The 21564-nt window shown below is 72.3% G+C and carries 21 protein-coding genes and 2 tRNA genes; 6 read left to right on the forward strand and 17 right to left on the reverse strand.

All coding sequences use genetic code 11. The annotated features are described in order from the left end of the window. Positions 1-3: 3 nt before the first annotated feature. From ABFX50_RS05455 to ABFX50_RS05490, 8 genes are all read right to left on the reverse strand, one after another. Positions 4-477, reverse strand: a complete 474-nt coding sequence (locus tag ABFX50_RS05455) for a hypothetical protein (RefSeq protein WP_346143779.1) — start codon at positions 475-477, stop codon at positions 4-6. A 30-nt stretch (positions 478-507) separates the two neighbouring features. Continuing rightward, positions 508-1113 carry a TetR/AcrR family transcriptional regulator gene (locus ABFX50_RS05460; protein WP_346143781.1) on the reverse strand — a complete coding sequence of 202 codons (606 nt, stop codon included), beginning with the start codon at positions 1111-1113 and terminating at the stop codon, positions 508-510. Between the two features lie 28 nt (positions 1114-1141). Beyond that, complete coding sequence (locus tag ABFX50_RS05465; RefSeq protein WP_346143782.1) at positions 1142-2674, reverse strand: MFS transporter; 1533 nt, start codon at positions 2672-2674, stop codon at positions 1142-1144. Positions 2675-2734: 60 nt separating this feature from the next. Continuing rightward, positions 2735-3256 (reverse strand): hypothetical protein, encoded by a 522-nt coding sequence (locus tag ABFX50_RS05470; RefSeq protein ID WP_346143784.1) that lies wholly within the window; start codon positions 3254-3256, stop codon positions 2735-2737. 75 nt (positions 3257-3331) lie between these two features. Next, the gene (locus ABFX50_RS05475) at positions 3332-3505 is read right to left on the reverse strand and encodes a hypothetical protein (protein ID WP_346143786.1); all 174 of its coding nucleotides are present in this window, start codon (positions 3503-3505) and stop codon (positions 3332-3334) included. A gap of 284 nt (positions 3506-3789) precedes the next feature. Next, positions 3790-5445 carry a serine/threonine protein kinase gene (locus ABFX50_RS05480; protein ID WP_346143788.1) on the reverse strand — a complete coding sequence of 552 codons (1656 nt, stop codon included), beginning with the start codon at positions 5443-5445 and terminating at the stop codon, positions 3790-3792. A gap of 159 nt (positions 5446-5604) precedes the next feature. Further along, entirely contained in the window at positions 5605-6237 is a 633-nt protein-coding gene (locus tag ABFX50_RS05485; protein ID WP_346143790.1) for a dihydrofolate reductase family protein, read from the reverse strand. A 59-nt stretch (positions 6238-6296) separates the two neighbouring features. Then, positions 6297-7346, reverse strand: a complete 1050-nt coding sequence (locus ABFX50_RS05490) for a sigma-70 family RNA polymerase sigma factor (RefSeq protein ID WP_346143792.1) — start codon at positions 7344-7346, stop codon at positions 6297-6299. Between the two features lie 65 nt (positions 7347-7411). Here ABFX50_RS05490 and ABFX50_RS05495 point away from each other — a divergent pair, with 65 nt between their 5' ends. After that, on the forward strand, positions 7412-7561 hold the full coding sequence (locus tag ABFX50_RS05495; protein ID WP_183645441.1) for a hypothetical protein: 150 nt from the start codon (positions 7412-7414) through the stop codon (positions 7559-7561). Between the two features lie 13 nt (positions 7562-7574). Here ABFX50_RS05495 and ABFX50_RS05500 read toward each other — a convergent pair whose 3' ends face one another. From ABFX50_RS05500 to ABFX50_RS05535, 8 genes are all read right to left on the reverse strand, one after another. Next, the gene (locus tag ABFX50_RS05500; protein WP_346143794.1) at positions 7575-7760 is read right to left on the reverse strand and encodes a hypothetical protein; all 186 of its coding nucleotides are present in this window, start codon (positions 7758-7760) and stop codon (positions 7575-7577) included. 170 nt (positions 7761-7930) lie between these two features. Beyond that, positions 7931-8656, reverse strand: a complete 726-nt coding sequence (locus tag ABFX50_RS05505) for a leucine-rich repeat domain-containing protein (protein WP_346143796.1) — start codon at positions 8654-8656, stop codon at positions 7931-7933. Next, on the reverse strand, positions 8650-9891 hold the full coding sequence (locus tag ABFX50_RS05510) for an SDR family NAD(P)-dependent oxidoreductase (protein WP_346143798.1): 1242 nt from the start codon (positions 9889-9891) through the stop codon (positions 8650-8652). The genes ABFX50_RS05505 and ABFX50_RS05510 overlap by 7 nt, the downstream gene beginning before the upstream one ends. A 20-nt stretch (positions 9892-9911) precedes the next feature. Then, positions 9912-9985 (reverse strand) — tRNA-Ala (locus ABFX50_RS05515). 11 nt (positions 9986-9996) lie between these two features. Continuing rightward, a tRNA-Gly gene (locus tag ABFX50_RS05520) sits at positions 9997-10069 on the reverse strand. Positions 10070-10094: 25 nt separating this feature from the next. Continuing rightward, on the reverse strand, positions 10095-10952 hold the full coding sequence (locus tag ABFX50_RS05525) for a ChbG/HpnK family deacetylase (RefSeq protein ID WP_346143800.1): 858 nt from the start codon (positions 10950-10952) through the stop codon (positions 10095-10097). A 71-nt stretch (positions 10953-11023) separates the two neighbouring features. Beyond that, positions 11024-12640 (reverse strand): amidohydrolase, encoded by a 1617-nt coding sequence (locus tag ABFX50_RS05530; protein ID WP_346143802.1) that lies wholly within the window; start codon positions 12638-12640, stop codon positions 11024-11026. 14 nt (positions 12641-12654) lie between these two features. Continuing rightward, positions 12655-14034 carry an APC family permease gene (locus tag ABFX50_RS05535; protein WP_346143804.1) on the reverse strand — a complete coding sequence of 460 codons (1380 nt, stop codon included), beginning with the start codon at positions 14032-14034 and terminating at the stop codon, positions 12655-12657. 116 nt (positions 14035-14150) lie between these two features. On the opposite strand from ABFX50_RS05535, the gene ABFX50_RS05540 reads away from it, so the two are divergent. From ABFX50_RS05540 to ABFX50_RS05560, 5 genes are all read left to right on the forward strand, one after another. Further along, positions 14151-14750, forward strand: coding sequence for a TetR/AcrR family transcriptional regulator (locus ABFX50_RS05540; protein WP_346143806.1), 600 nt, complete (start codon positions 14151-14153; stop codon positions 14748-14750). 72 nt (positions 14751-14822) lie between these two features. Then, entirely contained in the window at positions 14823-16208 is a 1386-nt protein-coding gene (locus ABFX50_RS05545; RefSeq protein WP_346143808.1) for an aspartate aminotransferase family protein, read from the forward strand. Beyond that, the gene (locus ABFX50_RS05550) at positions 16205-17575 is read left to right on the forward strand and encodes an aminobutyraldehyde dehydrogenase (RefSeq protein WP_346143810.1); all 1371 of its coding nucleotides are present in this window, start codon (positions 16205-16207) and stop codon (positions 17573-17575) included. The genes ABFX50_RS05545 and ABFX50_RS05550 overlap by 4 nt, the downstream gene beginning before the upstream one ends. Positions 17576-17586: 11 nt before the next feature. Then, entirely contained in the window at positions 17587-18750 is a 1164-nt protein-coding gene (locus tag ABFX50_RS05555) for an acyl-CoA dehydrogenase family protein (RefSeq protein ID WP_346143812.1), read from the forward strand. A 5-nt stretch (positions 18751-18755) separates the two neighbouring features. Continuing rightward, the gene (locus tag ABFX50_RS05560; protein ID WP_346144087.1) at positions 18756-20777 is read left to right on the forward strand and encodes an acetate--CoA ligase family protein; all 2022 of its coding nucleotides are present in this window, start codon (positions 18756-18758) and stop codon (positions 20775-20777) included. Here the strand turns inward: ABFX50_RS05560 and ABFX50_RS05565 are convergent. After that, positions 20770-21465: a TetR/AcrR family transcriptional regulator gene (locus ABFX50_RS05565; RefSeq protein WP_346143814.1), complete on the reverse strand. Its 696-nt coding sequence runs from the start codon at positions 21463-21465 to the stop codon at positions 20770-20772. The two genes, ABFX50_RS05560 and ABFX50_RS05565, sit on opposite strands and share 8 nt — an antisense overlap. Between the last annotated feature and the right edge of the window lie 99 nt (positions 21466-21564).

Below are 21564 nucleotides of genomic sequence, written 5' to 3' on the forward strand. Positions count from 1 at the left end.
CCGTCAGGCGGGCCTGACGCCTTCGGCGACGGCCGTCAGCTCTCCAGGGCCGAACCTGCCGGTGTCGATCGTGACGGAGACGGCCACGCCCGGCTCCATCAGCCAGAACACGTGGCCATCCGCGCGCAGCCCCGGACGCGCCCCGACCATGACCTCGCTCCAGGAGCCGGGTGCCCGCTCGTGGTGGCGCGCCATGAACGAGCGGAGCTGGCCGAGCGAGGTCAGGCTCGCGCCGCGCAGGACGACGACGGTCAGGTCGACGCTGTGACCGCCGTCGCCTGTCGCCCGCTCCCAGACCCGCGAGGCGCACCTGATTCCCTCGTCGGGCTCGTAGGCGAACTCCGACACGCTCGGGCCCGCGCCGCGCGGGACGTGCTCGATGGCGAAGCCGTCCAACGGCTCTTCGGCCGCCGTCGAGGGACCGGCCGGCGCGAGCGCCAGGACGAGCGCGACCAGGATCCGCAGCGTCGTACACACCCGGCGATCCTGTCACACTCCGTCACCACTTCACCACGGTGAAGGATCGGGAGGCGCCCGCCTGGTGGCCTCGGCCTGGAGGCCGAGCGCTTGCTTCAGGACGGCCTGCACGTAGTCGGTGTCGGCGGGTGCGTTGTCGATCAGGATGGCGGCGCAGAGGCCGTCGGAGGTCGCGACGAGTGCGGTGACGGCATCGGGGGCGTCGGTGCAGTGCTGGGCGAGTTCGGCGACGCTCTCGCGCCAGCGGCGGGCGATGGGGCGTAGGGCGGGCCTTCGGGCGGCGAGTGTGGACAGTTCGCGTTCGGCCAGGGCGCGGTCACGTCCGGGGCCAGCGGATTCGGCGATGAGCTCGGCCAGGCCGCGAACTTTGTCGTCGCGGTTGTCGATGATGTGGCGGATGCGCGCGGTGTAGGCCTCGACAATGCTGGTCAGGGCCGCGACCAGCAGGTCGTCGATGGTGGCGAAGTAGTAGGTGCTCAGGCTGACGGGTATGCCGGCTTCCTTGGCGACGGTGCGGTGGGTGACACCGGCCGCGCCGTCACGCTGGACGACGGCCAAGGTGGCCTCGATGATCTCAGCGCGGCGCTTCTCCCCTCTGGCTTTGCGTGCGTCCGTGGATCTGTTGTCGTCGCCCATGCCCCCTCCTGAGCACAAGGTTAGACGATCACGGCTGGGTTTCCCCGATGGGGCGGATGTGTCTGAGCATGAGCAGGCACAGCGCGGTCACGGCCACAATCGCGGCTCCCGCGGTGAGGGAGGCGATGTTCAGCCCGGTGGTGAACGCTTCCTGCGCGCCCTGGACAGTGCCCGGCGGGAGCCGGTCGGAGACCGCCACGGCGCCGTCCAGGCCGGAGGCGACCCGGGCGGCGATCTCGGGCGCCACCTGCGATGGCGGCTGGGCCTGGGAACGGTAGACGGCCGTGGTGAGGCTGCCCAGCAGGGCGACCCCGACGGCGAGCCCGAGTTCCTGCACGGTTTCAGACATTGCCGCCGCCGACCCGGACTTCGTGGCCGGAGCGGCTCCGACGACGATGTCGGTGCCCAGTGCGGCGATGGCCCCCAAGCCGAGGTAGACGAACGCGAATCCGATCACGACGCTCACCGCGCTGTCGGTGTCAGCCGTGACGAGGAGTGCGTATCCGATCACGGAGAGCCCCTGCGTCGCCGCCATGACCGTCCCTGGCCGGATGCGCCTGGCCGCGACGGGGGCGCCGATGGCCGCGGCGAACATGGCCAGCGCCGGTGGGCCCATCCACAGTCCGGCCACCGCAGGGGAGAGCCCTTCGACCAGCTGCAGGTACTGGGTGACGAGGTACATCGTGCCGCCCACACCGACGAGTCCGATCAGCAGAACCGCCAAGGCGGCGGAGAAGGCACGGTCGGCGAACAACGTCACGTCCAGCAGAGGGGAGGCGAGCCGGAGTTGCCTGCGGACGAAGGCGATCCCCGCCGCCGCGCCGATCAGGACGAGCAGCAGCGTCAGCGCGTCGACCCCGTGCGTGGCGATGTTCTTCACGGCGTAGACCACCGGCAGGATGGCGACCAACGACAGGGTGACGCTGACGAGGTCGAGCCGGCCTTCGCCGGGCGCGGCGTACTCGGGTAGCAGCGTACGCGCGCCGACGAGGACGATCATCGCCACCGGCACCGCGAGCAGGAAGGCCGCCCCCCACCAGAATCGGTCGACCAGGGCGCCGCCCACTATGGGACCGGCGGCCATGCCGAGGGCGAACATGGTGGCCCACACGCCGATGGCCACGGCCCGCTGGCGTACGTCGGTGAACATGTTGCTGATCAGCGACAGCGTTGAGGGCATGAGCGTGGCGCCGGCGATGCCGAGCAGCGCTCTCGCCAGGATCAGCAGACCCGCGCTTGGGGCGAACGCGGCGAGGATCGAAACGGCGGCGAACGCCGCGACGCCGATCATCAGCAGGCGCCGCCTGCCGATCCGATCTCCCAGCGTTCCCATCGTGATGAGGAAGCCGGCAATGAAGAAGCCGTAGGCGTCCATGATCCACAACGTCTGTGCGGCGGTGGGATTCAGCTCGGCGGCGATGCTCGGCGACACCAGGTACAGCACTGTGACGTCCAGCCCCAACAGCACGGTCGGCAACGCCAGCAGCCCCAGGCCGAACCACTCCCGCACCCCGGCACGTGGCGTCCCGGCATGCGTCAGGACGCTTTTCTCCATCGCCATACTTGAACGATAGTACAACTAGTACTTTCGTTCAAGAATATATGGGAGCTCTCTCTTCCCCTAGGCGGTGGCCACCCAGGGCAGGTCGCCGCCATGGCGGTGCTCCCTGCCGGGCGGGCGGCTCGCGCCGTCCTGGCCTTCGCCGCCGGGATCGGAGCATCGCCAGCACAGGGCGGGGCCGTCCAGAGGGACCGGGTAGGTGCATCGCGCGCAGGCCGCGCCGCCGCAGCCCGCGCACAGCGCGGTCCCGGCGTCGGCGTCGGAGTCGGCGCGTTCACCCGGCGGGTGGGGACGGCAGCCGCCCGCGCAGCGGGTACGGCCGACGGCGCGGTCGTGCAGGATCCGCCGCAGGTCCTGATGGTGCAGCGGCCTGACGGCGGCCATCAGATCGGCCAGCACGGCGTGCACGTACATGACGGCCTGCTGAAGCTCGTCGCGGTCGGCGTCGGCCTCGCCGAGCCGGCGGGCCAGGATCTGCACGCACGCGCCGAAGCGGGCGCACTCGCTGATGACCAGGGCGGCCGCGTCCGCCGTCTCGGTGGTCCCGGCCGCGCCTGCCGGCTGGTTGTGGTTGGCGCTCACCCCCCCACGGTAGGGCGAGAGGGCGGCCATGGCCGGGCGGCGCGCAGGCGAATGTCACGGTCGGCTTTCGTGACTTCACTCAGGGTGGCGCTCGCCTTCCTGGATCAGGTCGGCCGCGACCGCCCTGGCCGCGGCCTGGAGGCCGGGATCGAGGCTGGAGAGCCTGTCGTCCAGGTCGTCGGCGAAGGAGAGACGCTCGAGGTCTCGCGGAGCGGGAACCGCGCGAGGCAGCCACGCCCCGTGGATCATGAAAGGGATCACCTCTCCGCCCGGAGGGGCGAGCGTCGCCACGGGGCCGCGCGAGACGTCGGCGGCGTCCAGGAGCTCGACGCGGAAGCCGTCGTCATGGTGGACGACGCCCGAGATGTCGGAGGGTCAGGCGCCCCGTACGACGCGCAGATCGAGGTCGGGGAGGTCACCCTTGGTGAGGATGGAGCGCGGAATCGGCACGACGGCCTCCGAATCTCGTTCTGTTACCCGTAGCGCCACCACACCGCCAGGGACGCGAGGAGTCAACCCGCCGTGCCACGCGATCAGGAGGGGAAGTCGAGGACGAGATACTCGTACTCGCCCTCGCCGGCCCGCTTGAAGGCTCCGTCGCCGTCGAGGTCGACGAAGACGGTCAGGTAGAGCTCACCCTGCCGCTGGGCCACGGGCGACGCGGCGCCGCCCTGGAAGAGGCTGGCGAACAGGACCTTGTCCTGGGTGGAGGAGTGAGCGGCGACGCGGCTGCCGACCAGGTGGTTGTGGCCCGCGTTGTTCAGGTACAGGGTGCCCGAGCCGTGCTCGTAGTCGGCGATGCCGGTGCCAGGGGCGAAGCAGGGATGATCGTCGGTTCTGCCGCCGTCGGTGACGGAGAAGACGGAGGCGTCCGTCCACGCGCAGATCTGCAGAGGGGTGTCCTTGGGGAGGGTGGGGAAGCGCAGCTCGAACGGCGCCCGCTTCATGGCGACCGTGGTGACGGGGCGTTCGAGGTCGGTCAGGGTGAGGAGGCTGGGCGCGCCGTCCTGCCAGAACTCCAGCCCGAGGCGGGGCGAGCGGGCCAGCTGCCCCGCGGGCGTCCCCTGCGAGGTGGCGGTGGAGGGCGAGGGGGTCGGGCCTGAGGTGGTGTCCGGCTGTCGCATGCCGTTGGCGATGACGACGGCGAGGACCGTCAGGACGGCCAGGCCCGCGGTGAGCGCCGCGCCGGCGACCGCCCTGCCCTTCATCCGGCTGGGCTGGGTCGAGGGCGGCCCCACAGGCGGCTTCGAGGTCTGCCAGGACGGCGGGGCGGCGTTCTGCCAGGAGGGCGGTCCCGGTGGCGGGGGCGCGGGGGACCAGGAGCGGGCCGCGGGCGGCCGCGGATCGACGGGGCCGGGGAGAGGGGGGATCGGGGCGCCGGGCCGCTCGTCCATCAGCCCCAGCAGCACCTGCTGGGCTGTCGGCCGCCGCGACGGGTCCTTCTCCAGGCAGGCGGCGACGAGGGCGCGTAAGGTCCCGGTCAGCGGGCCGAGGTCGGGCGGGGCGTTCAGGATGCGGTTGATCACGGCGGGAAGCGGCTCATGACCGAACGGCGGACGGCCGGCGGCCGCGTACACGATCGTGCAGGCCCACGCGAACAGATCCAGGGACGGGCCCGCGGGGTCGCCCGCCAGCTGCTCGGGCGACATGTAGGCGGGGGTGCCCACGACACCGCTGACCGTGGCGGCCGTGGCATCGAGCGGGCGGGCGATGCCGAAGTCGATGACGCGCGGGCCGTCCGCGGCGAGCAGCACGTTCGCCGGCTTGAAGTCGCGATGGACGACCCCCGCCGCGTGGATGGCGCCCAGCGCCGTCGCGGTCGCGATGGCCAGGCGGGTCAGCTCGGCGCCCGCCATGACCCCGCGGTCGCGGACCGCGTCCTGCACCGAGGGGCCGTCGATGTACTCGCTGATGACGTAGGGAGGGTCGGCGTCGGGCTCGGCGGCCAGGACTCGGGCCGTGCAGAACGGCGCCACCCGCCGCAGCGCCGCCAGCTCCCTGTCGAAGTAGCGTCTGGCCTCGGTGTCCTGGCCGAAGGCGGCGTGCAGGAGCTTGACCGCCACATGCTCCCCTGTGGGGGAGACGCCGAGGAAGACCGTGCCCTGGCCGCCCTGGCCGAGCCGTCCGCGCAGGGTGAACCCGGCGACCTGCCGGGGATCGGTCGATCGCAGGGGCGGAACGCGCCGCATCAGGAGCTCTCCGATCGGTCACGACGCATGCGGACGGAGACCTCGCCTTCGAGCGGGTAGGAGCGTGGATCTCATTGTGCCGGATGGGCGCACGATCTGGCGCGGACCGCCCGCCGTACCGCACCCTGTCGCGGTACGGCGGGCCACCCCGTCGGCGCGTCAGTGCCGGCGCTCGTCCCCGGACCCCACGGCGTAGCGGACCAGGAAGTTGTCCGAGCCCTCCTGCGACCGCGTGCCGAGCAGGCGCAGCGGCGGCGTCTTGCCGTCGGCGAACGCGGGCGTGCCCGCGCCCAGGACGGCCGCGCCGATCATCAGGTGCAGCTCGTCGACCAGCCCCGCGGCCAGCAGGTCGTTCCACAGGGTGCGGCTGCCGAAGACCAGGATGTCGCCGCCCTGCCCGCGCTTGAGCTCGGCGATCCGCTGGTGCGCCTCGGCGCGGGCGACGATGCGGGTGGTCGCGGTCCACGGCGCGGTCCTGTCGGCGGTGAGGCCGTCGGAGACGACGACCTTCTCGATGGCGTTGTTGAGGCGTGAGATCTCGCGCATGACCTCGCGCTGCTCGGGGTCGTCGGTGAAGGTGGCCACCTTCTCGGGGTCGTCGGCCAGCGACGGCCAGAAGTCCTTGAACATCTCGTACGACTTCCGCCCGAGCAGCAGCGTGCCGGCCGCGCGGAGCCGCTCGGCGTTGTGGGAGTCGAAGAAGGCGTCCATCGGCAGGGCCATCACGTCGTTGCCCTGCCCTTCGTGGTGGCCGTCCAGCGAGATGATGTTGGTGACGATCAGCTTGCGCATCGGAACTCTCCTGTCGTGAAAGGCGCTTCAGGAGGGGAGAGACCTCGGCCGTCGCTGATTCATCGCTCCGGCGGGAACTGGCCGGGATTTTCATCCCGCAACTCTCGTGGCAGGCCGAACCGGCGGTGGACCTCAGGGTCGAGGAAGCCCGTCAGCTCGGTGATCCGTCCGGCGCGCAGGCTGAGCACGTTGATCGCCCCGAGCAGGAAGCGGCCGTCGTCGGGGCTCTGCTGGTAGCAGGCCAGGGCGGGCTGGCCGTTGGCCCACAGGGGCTTCAGCCGCCACGCGGTGGCGAAGACCCGTTCGGTGAGGAAGCGGGCGACGTCGGCGCGGCCGTCGAACCAGGCGGGCAGCGGCGGCATGGTGAACCTGGCGTCGTCGGCGAGCATGGCCACGATGCCGTCCACGTCGGCCCTCTCCCAGGCCGACACGAAGGCGTCGACCAGCTCACGGCGTCCTTCGGCGCCGAGGGCGGCCAGCTCGGCCCGCTGGCTCACAGGGGGGACCCGCTGCTCGACCGCCTTCCTGGCGCGCTGCAGGGCGCTGTTCACCGAGGCGGGGGTGGTGTCGAGCTGGTGGGCGACCTCGGCGGCCGAGAACTCCAGCACCTCCCTCAGGATCAGGACCGCGCGCTGGGTGCCGGGCAGATGCTGCAGCGCGGCGACGAAGGCGAGCTCCACGTCCTCGCGCCGCAGATAGCTCGCCTCAGGGTCCGGCTCGTCGGCGGGCACGTCGTCGGGCCATGGTTCGAGCCAGACCGGGCCCGTCACAGGCTCACCCAGGTCGGCGGTGTCGCGCCGCGCAGGACCCTGGTCGGGAGAGAGGAGCCGCCGGGGGCGCCTGGCGCTCATGCGCAGGCAGGCGTTGGTGCTGATCCGGTAGAGCCAGGTGCGCAGCGAGCTGCGGCCCTCGAATCCGGCCAGCCCCTTCCACGCGCTGAGCAGCGACTCCTGGACGGCGTCCTCGGCGTCCTGCGGCGAGCCGAGCATCCGGTAGCAGTGCGCGGTCAGCTCGCTCCGATATCCGGCGACCAGCAGGTCGAAGGCCGCCGCGTCGCCGCCGCGAGCCCTGTCCAGCAGCTCCGCCTCGTTCCTTCGAGGGCTCTCCACCGGATCGAGCCTACTGCGGTGTCCCGTCGGCGCATCGAGGCGAATGTGCGGGGTAGGGGATGGACATGTCAACGATCATTGATCGGGTGCGCGCGTACCTGCGCAGCCCCTCGGGCAGACAGACGATGGACAAGGCCAAGCGCATGGCCCGCGACCCGCACAACCAGCAGAAGGCCAAGAGCTTCTTCGAGCGGTTCCGCTCGCGCCGCCACTGAGTCGGGCAACGCGTCAGCGGCGCCGCGCGAACCACGCGAGGGAGGCCCCAGGAACGACGAGCAGCGCGACGAGCGCCGCCGAGAGCACCGTCGCGGCCACGGCGGGAAGAGCGCCGGCCGTGACGGTCCCCAGCGTGCCCAACCCCTGCAAGGCCAGCAGGACCGCCAGGGCGATCGCCACCACGGCCATGAGCGACAACAGGGGACAGGAGGATGGCGCTTGTCAGGGGACGAGATGAACCGACCCTGCAGACGTGGCCACCCCATGGGCCGCGCGATCAGCGATCCTGTGGACGCTGCGGACCGCCGCGACCTCAGGATGGGGGCGGAGGGCGGGCACGGCCGCCGCCAGCTCGTCGAGGTCGCGCTTCACCCGGGAGGCGATGCCGCCGCCCAGCGTGTACCTCGTCGGGGACAGGGCGCGTCCGGCGCCGGCGAGCAGGTGCAGCGCCCCTCTACTGGTGAGTCCGGTGTGGCGTAGGCGGAGACATAGAGCTCCTCGGCTCCGTCACTGGCGATCAGCCTGGCCAGCTGCTCGGCGCCCTCGGTGCCCAGCCGGTTGCCGCTGACGAACAGCCGTCCCGCTCCTTCCGCGGCCGGCAGACGGTCGACCAGGACGGCGAGGCCCGCCGCGTCCAGGCCCGTCTGGACCAGGTCGATCGTGCGCAGGCCCGCGTCGACGGTCTCCGCGACGATCCGGCCGCCGTCGGGGCCCAGCGGGTTGCGCTTGAGCCAGAGCCCGCGCACGATCCCCGGCGAGGCGATCAGGCGGTCGGCGATTCTGCAGGCCCCCGCGGCGGTGATGGCGTTGCAGCCGAGATAGAGGGTCGCCGCCCCCGAGCGGGCCGCGCCCGCCGCGGCGATCTCCGCTCCGTCGTCGCCGAGGCCGTCGGTGCCGAGCAGCAGGTGGCGGGCGGGCCCGCCGACCGGCAGGGCGTCGGCGACCAGGCGCATGCCGTACGGCCCCAGCCCCTGCTTGCACAGGTCGAGCCGCCCGTCGGGCATCGCCGAACCCGCCGCGAAGTCGGTACGGCGCGCCACGGGCTCGCCATCGCGCAGCCACGCCAGCAGGTCGCCAAGAGGGGGCGTCACCATGGCGCCACCTGGTAGTCCTTGAGGAAGACGCCGTGCAAGGGCGCACCCGCCTCGCCGCGCACGATCGGATCATAGAGGCGGGCGGCGCCGTCGATCACGTCCAGCGGGGTGCGGCGGTCCAGGCGCTCCCTGACGGGTGCGGGCTGCTCGTCGGTGATCCACCCGGTGTCCACGCTGCACAGGTGCACGCCCTGCAGCGCGAGATCGGCGGCGCTGGTGCGGGTCAGCATGTTCAGAGCGGCCTTGGCCATGTTCGTGTGCGGGTGGCGGCCGGTCTTGTTGGGGACGGCGAACTGGCCCTCCACCGCCGAGACGTTGATGATGTAGCGCCGCTGGGCCGGTGAGGCGAGCAGGAGCGGCAGCAGCCGGTCGATGAGCAGGAACGGCGCCACCGCGTTGACCAGCTGGGTCTCCAACAGCTCCACGGGGTCGATGTCGCCGATCCTGGCCGACCAGGAGTTCGCGGGTGACAGGTCGGGCAGCAGCCCGGACACGTCGGGCAGCCCCGCGAGGGGCTCGATGAGAGGAAGGACGGCGTCAGTACGCTCGCCCTCGGCCAGTGCCGCGTAGGAGGAGGCGGGCCTGCGGATGGTCTGCGCGGCGTTGTTGACCAGGATGTCCAGCGGGTCGCCGGCCTCCAGCAACCGGTCGGTCAGCGCGATGACCTGGCGCGGGTCACGCAGGTCGAGGCCGATGATCCGCAGGCGGCCCTTCCAGTCGCCCGCCTCGGCGAAGCGGCGGGCGGCGTCGTTGGGAAAGCGCGTGGTCACGGTGACCTGGGCGCCGTCGCGGAGCAGCTTGAGCACGAGCTGGTGGCCGATCTTCACGCGTCCGCCGGTGACGAGCGCGCGTCGTCCCTTCAGGTCCGTTCGAGCCGTACGGCGTGCGGCGTTGACGGACGCGCACGCCGGGCACAGCAGGTGATAGAGGCCGTGAACCCGGTCGTACCCGGCCTTGCAGATGTAACAGGTCCGTGTCCTGCTCAGCCGGAGCTCGGTGGCGATCTCGGGCGGGATGACGGGCGCGTCGGCGACGCGCCCGGGCGCTCCCATGGCGGTGGCGGCCATGACCTGCGCGTCGCTCCGCGCCGCGGCCCGCTCGCGCTGCCTGCGGCGGCGGCGCTGGCCGTCGCGGACCAGCGCGAGGGCGGCGTGCTCGAGGCGCAGGCGGTCGGGGTCGTCCAGCGGTAGCTCCCGCGCCTGTCCGAGGCGCCGCAGCACCGTCGAGACGTCCACGTTGGTCCCTTCCTCTGGGTGGAGCCCGGCTGGAGTCGAACCAGCGTCCTCCTCTATGCCATAGAGGCGCGACGGCCACCTGCGCTACGGGCTCCCTGCGAAGCATGGGTCCAGCCGGATTCGAACCGGCGTCCTCCGCCTTGGCAAGGCGGCGCGACGGCCACTGCGCTATGGACCCACCCGGGCAAATCTACCGGTGATGATCAGCGCTGGAGCCAGGCCCGTTGGAGGGGTTCGTAGCCGATGACGGTGATCCCCTCCTCACGGATGATGTCGCGGGCCTGCGGTGAGGTAAGGAAGTCGTGGTCCGTCGTACGCACCCGCCGGCCGTCGTCGATCGCTCCGGAGTCGCCCGTGCTCGGGTGCGTGGCCCACTCGCTCAGCCCGGACGGCAGGGCGCGCAGCAGTTCGGCGTAGCGTTCCGCCTTGCCGTCGAGGTCGAGCGAGAAGCTGTCCAGGAAGTCGTGGTCGACGACCGGCAGCCTGCGCCGTCGCAGCTTCTCCCGTCCTGGCGCGAGCCAGGCCCGCACCGCCAGGCCGTACTCGTCGGCCAGCGCCACCGTCAGGTCGAAGATGTCGTCGCGCCCGCCGTCGGCCAGGCAGTGCCAGTCGAGATGCGTGGGCGTCAGGCCCGCGTCGAGCACGGCGCGGACCTGGGCGCGGAACTCCCGCTCCACCTCGTCGAGCCGGGCCCCGTCCAGCAGGTCGGGGATGCGCGGGGGCGTGAACAGCTCGCCCTCCTCGTCGAGCAGCGAGGGGACGTGCTCCTTCGCGGTCAGCGGGCCCCACCGGCAGTGGCCGGCGTCGCGGACGAGCGTGAGGTGGATCCCGAAGGGGATCTTCCGCCGCCTGATCAGGTCCATGGCGTGCGACGCTCCCGGACACAGCGGCATCAGGCTGCACGAGGCGGCGACGCCCTCCTCGATCGAGGCGATGACGGCGTCGTTGATCGCCTCGTCCATGCCGAAGTCGTCGTTGTTCACGATGAGCACCCTGGCGTCCGCGGGGAGGCCCAGCAGCTCGAGGCTCGACGGTCGGGGCTCGTGATCAGGTACGTCCATGCCCCGAGCCTGGAGGCACAGGGCAGGAGGTGTCCAACCCTTTCAGGGGTGGGCGTCGCGGCCACACGAGGTCAGCCTTCGTGGACGACCTCCCCGCCGACGACCACGAGGTCCGTGCGCACTCCGGGGATCGCCTCGGCGGGGATCGCGAACAGGTTCTCCGAGAGGAGCGTGAAGTCGGCCAGCTTGCCCACCGTCAGCGAGCCCCTGTCGTGTTCGCAGAAGTTGGCGTAGGCCGAGCCCATCGTGTAGCCGCGGATCGCGGTCGCCAGGTCGACGGACTCCTCGGGCATCCAGGCCGGGCCTCCGGCGAGACCCTGCCTGGTGACGGCCGTGTAGATGCCGACCATGGGGTCCATCTCGGCCACGTTCCAGTCGCTGGAGAAGGCCAGGACCGCGCCCGCCTCGTGCAGCGACCGCATCGGCCACGCCTTGGACCACCGGGACGGCCCGACCGCCTCCGCCCAGTCGCGTCCCGGCCCGGCGATGTCGGGGGAGCAGTGCCTGGGCTGCATGCAGGCGACCACGCCCAGCTCGGCGAAGCGCGGCACGTCGGCGGGGTCGAGGCACTCCACGTGCACGACCTGGTGGCGGGCGTCGCGCGGGCCGTTGACCCGCCTGGCGTGCTCCACGGCGTCCAGGACGGTCCTGATGCCCCGGTCGCCCGTGGCGTGCACGAACGCCTGAAAACCGGCGGCGTCCAGCTCGGTCAGCAGGGCCGCGAACTCCTCGGGCGGGTAGAAGGTGTCACCCCTGTGGTCGCCGTGCCCGCAGTACGGCTCCAGCAGCGCGGCCGTGTGGGGCTCCACCACGTCGTCGATGTAGAGCTTGAGCGGCCCCGCCCTCAGCCACTCGTCGTCGTAGGTCGCCGCGGCCCGAGCGAACTCGGCCACATCGCCTGCGCCGGTCCCCCTCGGGTGGAACAGCGCCGCGATCAGGCGCGAGCGCAGCCGTCCCTCGGATCTCGCCCGCTCGAAGAGGGCCAGGTCGTCCACCGAGTTCTGCGGCTCGACGATCGTGGTGATGCCGAACGCCGTGGCCATGTCGAGGCTGTCGAGCAGGCGGGTGTAGGCCCGGTCGGCCCCCGCCCACGGCACGCCGAGGGCGGCCAGCGCGCGGTGCCCGTCGCGGGAGAGGCCGCGTACGGCGAACTCGGTGACGAAGCCGGTGGGCCTTCCCGCCCCGTCGAGCTGGGCGACGCCGAACGGCAGGTCGGTGTGGTCGCCGTCGATGCCGAGGCGGCGCAGCGCGGCGGTGTTGGCCCACATCGTGTGCACGTCGTAGCTGAACACGATCGCGGGAAGGTCGCCGGTGAGCGGGTCGAGATCGGCGACCGTGGGCATGCCGGGGAGCGCGGAGTAGTCGAAGCCCTCACACTCGATCCACCTCGCCTCGGGGTGGGCGGCCCGCCACGCGCCGATCCTGCGGCCGATCTCGGCCAGGTCTGCGGCGCCTGCGAGCTGCACGCAGGCCGCGTCGGAGCCGAGTCTCACGTGGTTGTGCGCGTCCACGAAGCCGGGCAGCACGAGGCGGCCCGCGGCGTCGATGGTCCGCGCAGCCTCGGGCGCGTCGGCGTCGTCGCCCAGCCACACGATGCGGCCGCCGCTGACGGCCATCGCCTCCGCCCTGGGAAAGGCGTCGTCGACGGTGTGGATGCGGGCGTTGCGGACGATCAGGTCGGCGGTCATCAGGAGCTCGTCTCTCAGTCTTCGGGAGCGGTGACGATCCAGTGGGTCGCGCGGCGCGGCCACAGGTAGAAGGCGTAGTAGGCGGTGAACAGCACGACGATCGCCGCCCCGACCAGGAGGTCGGTGGCGCTCTGCTCGAACAGGGCGTAGCCGAGGGCGGCGATCACGACCAGCGGGGGAAGCGGCCACAGCGGCATCCGCCAGGCGCGCAGCGCGCGGTGCACCGCCGTACGGGAGCGGAGCGCGGCGGCGGCCAGCAGCAGCGACACGACGGTCACGATCACCGAGGTGAGGCCGAGCAGCTGCTCGATGTCGAGCAGCCACGCCATCGCGGCCCCCGGCAGGCCGATGACCAGCGTCGCGACGTAGGGGGAGCCCCAGCGCGGGTGGATGCGGGTGAGCGCCCTGCTGACAGGCGCAGGCCAGGCGCGGTCGCGGGCGGAGGCGAACACGACGCGGCCGTTCTGCAGGACCATCACCAGGACGGCGTTGAGGATCGCGATCGCGATGCCCAGGTTGACCGCGGTCGCCACGCCGTCGCCGCCCCATTGCCTCACGTAGTCGGAGAAGGAGCGGTTGACCAGGTCGTCGAGGGAGCCGACGCCCATCACGGTCGCGGTCACCGGCACGATGATGACGACGGCGGCCAGTCCCAGCGACCAGAACACCGTGCGGGCGATGTTGCGCCGCGGGTCCTTGATCTCCTCCGCCAGGTAGGTCGCGGTGCCGAAGCCGTTGACGACGAACATCGCCACGGTGAGGCCCGCCATCAGCGCGGCCAGCCCGAACGGTGAGAGGCCGCCCTGCCCGTCGGGGACGACGGGCGCGACCAGGGCGTCCACGCCGCGCTGGGTGTTGGCGAAGCCGAGGAAGGCCACCACCGCGGCGGCGAGCACCTCGATGGCCAGGAAGACGCCGGTGATCAGCGCGTTGGACCGGATGTCGAGCACCGCGAAGGCGGTGGCGGCCAGCATGACCACGGCGCCGGCCAGCGCCCTGTCCACGGCGAACAGGTCGCTCAGGTAGTCGGCGGTGCCCAGGGCGATGACCGGCGGGATCACGATCAGCAGGGTGATGGACAGGCCGAAGGTGAGCCAGCCGCTCAGACGGCCGAGCATGGCGGTCACCATGGCGTACTCGCCGCCCGAGCTGGGCTTGAGCGTGCCGAGCTCGGCGTAGCAACAGCCGACGGCGATCGAGACGGCCACGCCGGCCAGCAGCGTGAGCACCGCGCCCGAGCCCTGCCCCGCGAGCACCTCGGGAACGATGATGAACAGCGAGGAGGCGGGGGTGATGCACGACAGGGTGAGCAGCACCGCGCCGAACAGGCCGAGCACCCTGGACAGGGACGGAGGGGCGGGGGCGGAGGGGGGCGCCGTGTGCGGCTGGATCATCGGGACTCCTCGGAACGGACTTTGAATGCCGTTCAAAGTATTGAATGGCATTCAAAATGCACTGCCGTACTGTGGTCCGTCAAGACATGTCAACGACTGTTATCGCAAGGTGAGCAATGGCACGGGAGCGTCGCAGGCTGGATCGCCCGCGGGAGCAGATGCTTGAGGCGGCCATGGCCGCGATCACCGAGAACGGCCTGGCCGAGCTCACGATGGCCGGCCTCGCCAGGCGGCTGGGCACCAGCGGGGGCCACATCCTCTACTACTTCGGCAGCAAGGATCAGGTGCTGCTGGAGACGTTGCGCTGGAGCGAGGACAGGCTCGCGCCCAGGCGGCGCGAGCTCGTCGGGCGTGCGGCCCCCGCGGTCGAGCGGCTGGCCGCGTACGTGGACCTCTATCTGCCCACGGGCGCCGCCGATCCGCGCTGGCTGCTCTGGGTGGACGTGTGGAGTCGCACGATCGCCGTGCCCGAGCTGCGCGAGACCCAGGCCGACCTGGACCGGAGCTGGCACGAGGACCTGGTGGGCCTGGTGGAGAGCGGCGTGGCCGCGGGCGAGTTCGCCCCGCTCGACGCCGAGGCCTTCTCGGTACGGCTGCGCGCGATGCTCGACGGGTTCAGCACCCAGATCGTCATCGGCGTGCCGGGCGTCGACAGGCGGGGACTGGCGGCGCACGCCATGGGCTACTCCCGCGAGGCGCTATCGATCGATAGCTGAACCCCCTTGTGTCCGTCCGTGGGCGTCCTGCAAGCTATCAATCGATAGTTTCCGGACGTGAAGGGGACAGCCATGACGCACGCCCTGGTGCGGCACACCCGAGATCTCGACACGCTCGACTCACTGATCGCCCGGCAGGAGGGGCTCCTGGTCTCCAGGATGAGCCGCTCGTTCGAGCTGCGCGAGAGCGCTCGCGAGACCCTGGCCGGAGGCGTGGCCTCCTCCTGGCAGGACTCCGTGCCAGGCGCCATCTGGATCGAGTACGGCAGGGCCCAGCGCATCCGCGACGTCGACGGCAACGACTACGTCGACATGCACGGCGGCTTCGGCGTCGGCCTCGCGGGCCACGCCCACCCCGCCGTCGTCGAGGCGCTCACCGGCAGGGCGCGCCTCGGCACGCACTTCGGGCAGCCGACCGAGGACCTCATCGCCGTCTCCAGGCTGCTGCGCGAGCGCTTCGGCCTGCCGGTCTGGCGCTTCGGCAACTCCGGCACCGAGGCGACCATGGACGCCGTCCACCTGATGCGCGTCGCCACCGGGCGCAAGAAGATCATCAAGGTGGAGGGCTCCTACCACGGCCACCACGACTCGGTGCAGGTCTCCACCTACTCCGCCGACGGCGACATCGGCCCCGACGACACGCCCCGCTCGGTGGCATTCGGCCCCGCCTACCCCAGCGAGGTCGTCGAACTGACGCTCGTGGTGCCGTTCGGCGACCTCGACGCCGTGCGGCGGGTGCTGGAGGCCCACCAGGGTCAGGTCGCCGGCATGATCATCGAGCCGATCATGATGAACATCGGCATGATCACCGCTGACGAGGGTTACCACGCCGAGCTCAAGGCGCTGCTCCACTCCCACGGCGCCTACCTGACCTACGACGAGGTCAAGACGGGGCTGGCGGTCGCGCCCGGTGGGGCCACCGAGCTGTACGGCGTCACGCCCGACATCGTCTGCCTGGCCAAGGCCCTGGCCGGCGGCGTGCCCTGCGGCGCGATCGGCGCCACCGCCGAGCTCATGGAGCTGGTCGCCGACAACACCTACCAGCAGGTCGGCACCTTCAACGGCAACCCGCTCACGATGGCCGCGGTGCGCGCCGTGCTCACGGAGGTGCTCACCCCCGCCGCCTACGCCCACCTCGACGCGATGCGCGCCCACATGGCCGACGGCGTCACCGAGCTGATGGCCCGCTACGAGATCCCCGGCTACGTCGCCTCGGCCGGCGCGAAGGGATCGGTGATCTTCGCCGACCGGCTGCGCAACTACCGCGACTTCCTGCGCTACGCCGACCAGTGGGGTCACGCCCACTGGCTCTACCAGATCAACGGCGGGATCTTCCTGCCGCCGTGGGGCAAGACCGAGCAGTTCACGCTCTCCGTCCAGCACACCATGGAGGACGCGCGTCGCTTCGTGGCCAACTTCGAGACGCTCTGCGCGGCCGTACGCGGGGAGAGCCGATGAGCTCCGACGCCGTGGTCGACCCGGCGACGGGGCAGACGATCGCCGAAGTGCCGCGCGCCACGCCGGCCGAGCTGGAGCGGGCGGTCGCCGGCGCCCGCGCCGCCTTCGACGGGTGGCGCAGGACCACCCCGGCCGAGCGCTCCGACGCGCTGCACGCGCTCGCGGACCTGGTCACCGAGCACGCCGCCGAGCTGGCGGAGCTGGAGTCGCGCAACGTCGGCAAGCCCATGGCGGGCGCTCCAGGCGAGATCGCCTACTGCGCCGACAACCTGCGCTTCCTGGCCGGCGCCGCGCGCACCTGCGAGGGCAGGGCGGCGGCGGAGTACCTCCCCGGCGCCACGTCGATGATCCGCCGCGAGCCCGTCGGCGTCGTCGCGGGCATCGCGCCGTGGAACTACCCGCTCATGATGGCCGTGTGGAAGATGGCCCCCGCCGTCGCGGCGGGCTGCGCGGTCGTGCTGAAACCCTCCAGGCAGACACCGCTGACCACGCTGCGCCTGGCCGAGCTGGCCTCGCGGGTGCTGCCCGAGGGCGTCTTCACCGTCGTCACCGGCGGAAGGGAGGCGGGGGCGTTCCTGTCCTCGCACCAGGGGGTGGACATGGTCTCGGTCACCGGCTCCACCGCGACGGGCAGGGCCGTCGCGGCCGCCGCGGCCGGCACGGTGAAGCGGCTCCACCTGGAGCTCGGCGGCAAGGCCCCCGTCGTGGTCTTCCCCGACGCCGACGTGGACCGGCTGGCGGCGAGCCTGCGGGTGGCCGCCTTCGCCAACGCGGGGCAGGACTGCACGGCCGCCACCCGCGTGATCGTGGTGGGCGAGCGCTTCGACGAGGTCGCCTCGGCGCTGGCCGAGAGCGCCCGGTCGCTGCGCGTCGGCCCGCCCGCCGACCCCGAGACGGAGATGGGCCCGCTGGTCACCCGCGAGCACCGCGACAGGGTGGCGGACCACGTCGGCGTCGCCGTGGCGGCCCCCGCCGCGGTCCTGGCGGGAGGGACCGTGCCCGAAGGTCCCTGCGCCTCCTACCCGCCCACGGTCCTGACCGGGGTGGAGCAGCGCTGGCCGATCGTGCAGGAGGAGGTCTTCGGCCCCGTGCTCACCGTGCAGCGGGCGGGCTCGGACGAGCAGGCCCTCGCGATGGCGGCCGACGTGCCGTACGGCCTGGCGGCCAGCGTCTGGACGCGCGACGTCGGCAGGGCGATGAGGGCCGCCGCCGAGCTGCGCTACGGGGCGGTCTGGGTGAACGACCACATGACCGCCGCCTCCGAGCTGCCGCACGGCGGCTTCGGCCAGTCCGGCTACGGCAAGGACATGTCGGCGTACGCGCTGGACCACTACGCCGAGCCCAAGCAGGTGACGATCCGATGGTAGGAGGAGGGCCGATGACGCGCGAGGTGCGCGGGGGCCTGGCGATGACGGAGGAGCAGGCCGCGTTCGTCAGGCTGGCGCGCGACTTCGCCGCCGCCGAGATCAGGCCGAGGGCGCGCGAGGTGGACGAGGCCGACCACGCGCTGCCCTCGCAGGTGTGGGAGAAGGCCGCCGCCGTCGGCCTGACCTCCTTCATGATCCCCGAGGAGTACGGCGGCGGCGGGGTGACGGACCTGGTGACGCAGTGCCTGGTCCAGGAGGAGCTGTGCCACGGCGACGTCTCCATCGGCAACCTGACCACGTCGGCGGGCTTCTTCGCCGCTCCGGTGCTGGAGCTGGGCAGCGAGGAGCAGAAGCGCCGCTTCCTCGCCCCGCTCTGCTCGGCTCTGCCTCCGCTGACGGCCCTCGCGGTCACCGAGCCGGGAGCAGGCTCGGACGCGGCCTCGCTGACCACGCGAGCCGTGCGAGACGGCGACTCCTACGTCCTGAACGGCCAGAAGGCGTGGATCTCCAACGGTCCCTACGCCGACCTGTTCGTGATCTTCGCGACGGTCGCCCCCGGCACCAGGTCGAAGGGGATCACCGCCTTCGTGGTCCCGCGCGGCGCGCGAGGGCTGACGGTCGGCAGGCCGATGCCGAAGATGGGGCAGCGCGGCATCGCCTGCGCCGAGCTCTTCCTCGAGGACGTGAGGGTCCCCCTGGCCGACAGGCTGGGGGAGGAGGGGCAGGGCTTCCGCGGGCTGATGCGCACCTTCGACGCCTCGCGCATCCTCATCGGCGCGGCCTGCACGGGGCTGTCGAGGGCCGCCCTCGACGCGACGCTCGCCTACGCGCGCGAGCGGGAGCAGTTCGGCGTGAAGATCATCGAGCACCAGGCGGTGGCGTTCAGGCTCGCCGACATGGCCGCGAAGGTCGACGTGTCGCACCTGGTGACGATGCGGGCGGCCAGGCTGTTCGACGCGGGTGAGAGCGTCACGCAGGAGTCGGCCGTCGCCAAGCTGACCGCGTCGGAGCACGCCATGTGGTGCACGTGGGCGGCGGTCCAGACGCACGGCGGCTGGGGCTACTCCCGCGAGTACCTGGTGGAGAAGTGGATGCGCGACGCGAAGCTGGAGGAGATCGAGGAAGGCACCTCCGACATCCAACGGCTGATCATCTCCAGGTCCCTGCGGTCGTGAACGGCATGCGGGTCTTCGCCGACCCCCGGTCGGTGGCGGTGGTCGGCGCGTCGGCCGACCGCGCCAAGTGGGGCTACTGGCTGGCGCGAGGGGCGATCAAGGGCGCGCACCGGCGCGAGGTCCACCTGGTCGGACGGCAGGGCGCGGTCGTCGAGGGCGTGCGGTGCCTGTCCTCGCTCCACGACCTGCCGAGCGCGCCCGACCTGGTCGCGCTGTGCGTGCCGCCGAGGGCGGTGCCCGGAGTGGTGGAGCAGGCGCTCGGCATGGGCGCGCGAGGGTTCGTCGGCATCACAGCGGGGCTCGACCTCGCGCTGGGCGAGGGAGCCGAGCGCGCTCTCGCGCAGCGGATCGCCGCCGCGGGGGCCAGGCTGCTCGGCCCCAACTGCCTCGGCCTGTACGACGCGGCCACCGAGCTGCACCTGGCCTGGGGCTCGTTCACCCCTGGCAGCATGGCCATCGTCTCGCAGAGCGGTCAGCTAGGTCTGGCGCTCGGCACACTGGCGGCCGACGCGGGCCTCGGCGTCTCCAGGTTCGTCTCGCTCGGCAACCAGGCCGACGTCACCGCCGCCGAGGCGCTGGCCGACCTGGCGGGACATGACCGCACAAGGGCGGTCGCCCTGTACGCCGAGGACTTCGGCGACGGCCGCGCCCTGGTGGAGACCTTCGCGGCCCTGCGCGAGGCGGGCAAGCCCGTGATCGTCCTCACGGTCGGCGGCGGCGAGGCGTCGAGGGCCGCGGCGCGCTCCCACACAGGAGCGCTCACCTCGGCCATGGAGGTCGTGGACGCCGCCTGCGAGGCAGGCGGCGCGATCAGGGTCGCCTCGCCAGGACGGCTGGTCGACCTCGCCCAGGCGCTGGCCGCCCCCGCCCCTCCTCGCGGACGCAGGGTCGCGGTCGTCTCCGACGGCGGAGGGCAGGGCGCGCTCGCGGCCGAACTGGCCGACCAGGAAGGGCTGCGCGTGCCGCCCTTCTCCGCGGGGCTCGCCGCGCGCCTGGCCGCTCTGCTGCCACCGGCCGCCGCCACGGCCAACCCGGTGGACCTGGCGGGAGCGGGCGAGCGCGACATGACGAGCTACGCCAGGGTCGTCGAGGTGATCGCCGGCAGCGGGGAGGCGGACGCGGTCCTGCTCACCGGCTACTTCGGCGCGTGGGGCGGCGACAACCCCGCGCTGGACAGGACGGAGGTGTCGGTCGCGGGGCGGATCGCCGAGGTGGCGCGCGGAACGGCCGTCCACGTCGACAGCATGGGCAGAGGCACGGAGGCGCTCGCGGCGCTGAGGGAGTGCGGCGTGCCCGTCTACGACCGGGTGGACGGCGCCGCCTGGGCCCTCGGACGGGCGGCCGCCCTTCCCCCGGCCCGTCGGCCCTGTCCGCCCCTGCGGCCTCTTGCTCCTTCGGCCCCGGCGCAGGGGTACTGGGCGGCGAGGGAGCTGCTGGCCGGATACGGCGTGCCGTTCCCTCCCGGACGGCTCGCCGAGGAGGGCGTGGACGGCCTGCGCGCGCCGTACGTGCTCAAGGCCGACTGGCTCGAGCACAAGAGCGAGGCGGGCGGAGTGGTGGTCGGGCTCCCCGACGCCGCGGCCCTGGGCCGCGCCAGGCGCGAGATGGCGCGGCGGCTGGGTCCTGGCCGCTACGTCGTGGAGGAGATGGACACCCGTGACCACGTCGTGGAGATCCTCGTCGGGGGGCGCAGGGATCCCGCCTTCGGTCCCGTCGTGGTGGCGGGGTTCGGCGGCACCGGGGTCGAGCTGTGGCGCGACACGGTGACCGCGCTGGCGCCCCTCACCGCGCGCGCGGCGACGGAGATGCTGCGCGGCCTGCGCTGCCACCGGCTGCTGACCGGATGGAGGGCAGGGCCCGCGCTGGCGGTCGGCGCCCTGGCCGAGGTGATCGTGGCGGTCTCCCGCCTGCTGTCCGAACGGCCCGACGTCGCCGAGGTCGAGGTCAACCCGGTCAGGGTGGGCGTCGAGGGGGTGCTCGCCGTGGACGCCCTGGTCGGCTACGCGGGCCCGAGCGGGCTCACGTAGCGGCGCGGTAGGCGGCGATCACCTCGGCGGCCGCCCGCCTGACCTCGCCGACGCGGCCGGGGTCGGCCAGCAGGCCGCGCAGCAGGAAGGTCGCGGTGTCGTCTGGCCTGGTTCCGGCCCTGCGGCGCCGTCCGCCGTGGGAGACCCTGATGACCTCCCACTCCACGCCCCAGATCGCCTGTCTGGCGAACTCGGGGTCGATGAGGGCGAGCTCGCCCTCCTCGACGCCCTCGCGGACGAGCGCGCGGACCGTGCCGTACCAGGCGCGCAGCCTGCGGTTCCATGACTCGAGTCCGGGCTCGCGGATCAGGTCGTCGGGCAGGCCGCGCATGTCGATGGGCGCCTCGAGGCAGTACTCCACGTCGAGACTGATCGCGGCGTACAACCTGGCGGAGGCGCTCGCCTCCGCTCCTGCCAGCCACCTGACCCGCTCCTCCGGGACGCCGATGTCGTAGGCGCACAGGTCCTGGAGGATCGCCAGCTTGGACGGGTAGTGGTTGTACAGCGACGGCTGGCGGATGCCGAGCGCCTCGGCGATGTCCCTCGTCGAGGTGCCGTGGTAGCCGCGCTGGGCGAACAGGCTGGCCGCCTCGCAGAGGATCTGCTCCCTTCGCGGCCAGCGCTCGCGGGGCAGCGCTCTGAGCTGGGTGAAATCCGGACGGCTCTCGGTGCTCGGCTTCGCGCTCATATGGCCGTCGAGAATATCACCCGATAGTAAATGGCTCTGGACGGGAGCCAGGCCCAGCGCTTAGGTTCAACTATCAATCGATAGCCTCCGCAGATTGAG

This window comes from Nonomuraea recticatena (genome assembly GCF_039533245.1).
GTDB classification, from domain to species: domain Bacteria; phylum Actinomycetota; class Actinomycetes; order Streptosporangiales; family Streptosporangiaceae; genus Nonomuraea; species Nonomuraea roseola.

Coding starts and splice junctions, on each gene's coding strand:
- ABFX50_RS05550 (WP_346143810.1), top strand. CDS start 16,205: ATGAGCTCCGACGCCGTGGTCGACCCGGCGACGGGGCAGACGATCGCC.
- ABFX50_RS05565 (WP_346143814.1), bottom strand. CDS start 21,465: ATGAGCGCGAAGCCGAGCACCGAGAGCCGTCCGGATTTCACCCAGCTC.
- ABFX50_RS05525 (WP_346143800.1), bottom strand. CDS start 10,952: ATGGACGTACCTGATCACGAGCCCCGACCGTCGAGCCTCGAGCTGCTG.
- ABFX50_RS05560 (WP_346144087.1), top strand. CDS start 18,756: ATGCGGGTCTTCGCCGACCCCCGGTCGGTGGCGGTGGTCGGCGCGTCG.
- ABFX50_RS05475 (WP_346143786.1), bottom strand. CDS start 3,505: ATGATCCACGGGGCGTGGCTGCCTCGCGCGGTTCCCGCTCCGCGAGAC.
- ABFX50_RS05495 (WP_183645441.1), top strand. CDS start 7,412: ATGTCAACGATCATTGATCGGGTGCGCGCGTACCTGCGCAGCCCCTCG.
- ABFX50_RS05540 (WP_346143806.1), top strand. CDS start 14,151: ATGGCACGGGAGCGTCGCAGGCTGGATCGCCCGCGGGAGCAGATGCTT.
- ABFX50_RS05545 (WP_346143808.1), top strand. CDS start 14,823: ATGACGCACGCCCTGGTGCGGCACACCCGAGATCTCGACACGCTCGAC.
- ABFX50_RS05530 (WP_346143802.1), bottom strand. CDS start 12,640: ATGACCGCCGACCTGATCGTCCGCAACGCCCGCATCCACACCGTCGAC.
- ABFX50_RS05555 (WP_346143812.1), top strand. CDS start 17,587: ATGACGCGCGAGGTGCGCGGGGGCCTGGCGATGACGGAGGAGCAGGCC.
- ABFX50_RS05465 (WP_346143782.1), bottom strand. CDS start 2,674: ATGGCGATGGAGAAAAGCGTCCTGACGCATGCCGGGACGCCACGTGCC.
- ABFX50_RS05480 (WP_346143788.1), bottom strand. CDS start 5,445: ATGCGGCGCGTTCCGCCCCTGCGATCGACCGATCCCCGGCAGGTCGCC.
- ABFX50_RS05535 (WP_346143804.1), bottom strand. CDS start 14,034: ATGATCCAGCCGCACACGGCGCCCCCCTCCGCCCCCGCCCCTCCGTCC.
- ABFX50_RS05460 (WP_346143781.1), bottom strand. CDS start 1,113: ATGGGCGACGACAACAGATCCACGGACGCACGCAAAGCCAGAGGGGAG.
- ABFX50_RS05485 (WP_346143790.1), bottom strand. CDS start 6,237: ATGCGCAAGCTGATCGTCACCAACATCATCTCGCTGGACGGCCACCAC.
- ABFX50_RS05505 (WP_346143796.1), bottom strand. CDS start 8,656: ATGGTGACGCCCCCTCTTGGCGACCTGCTGGCGTGGCTGCGCGATGGC.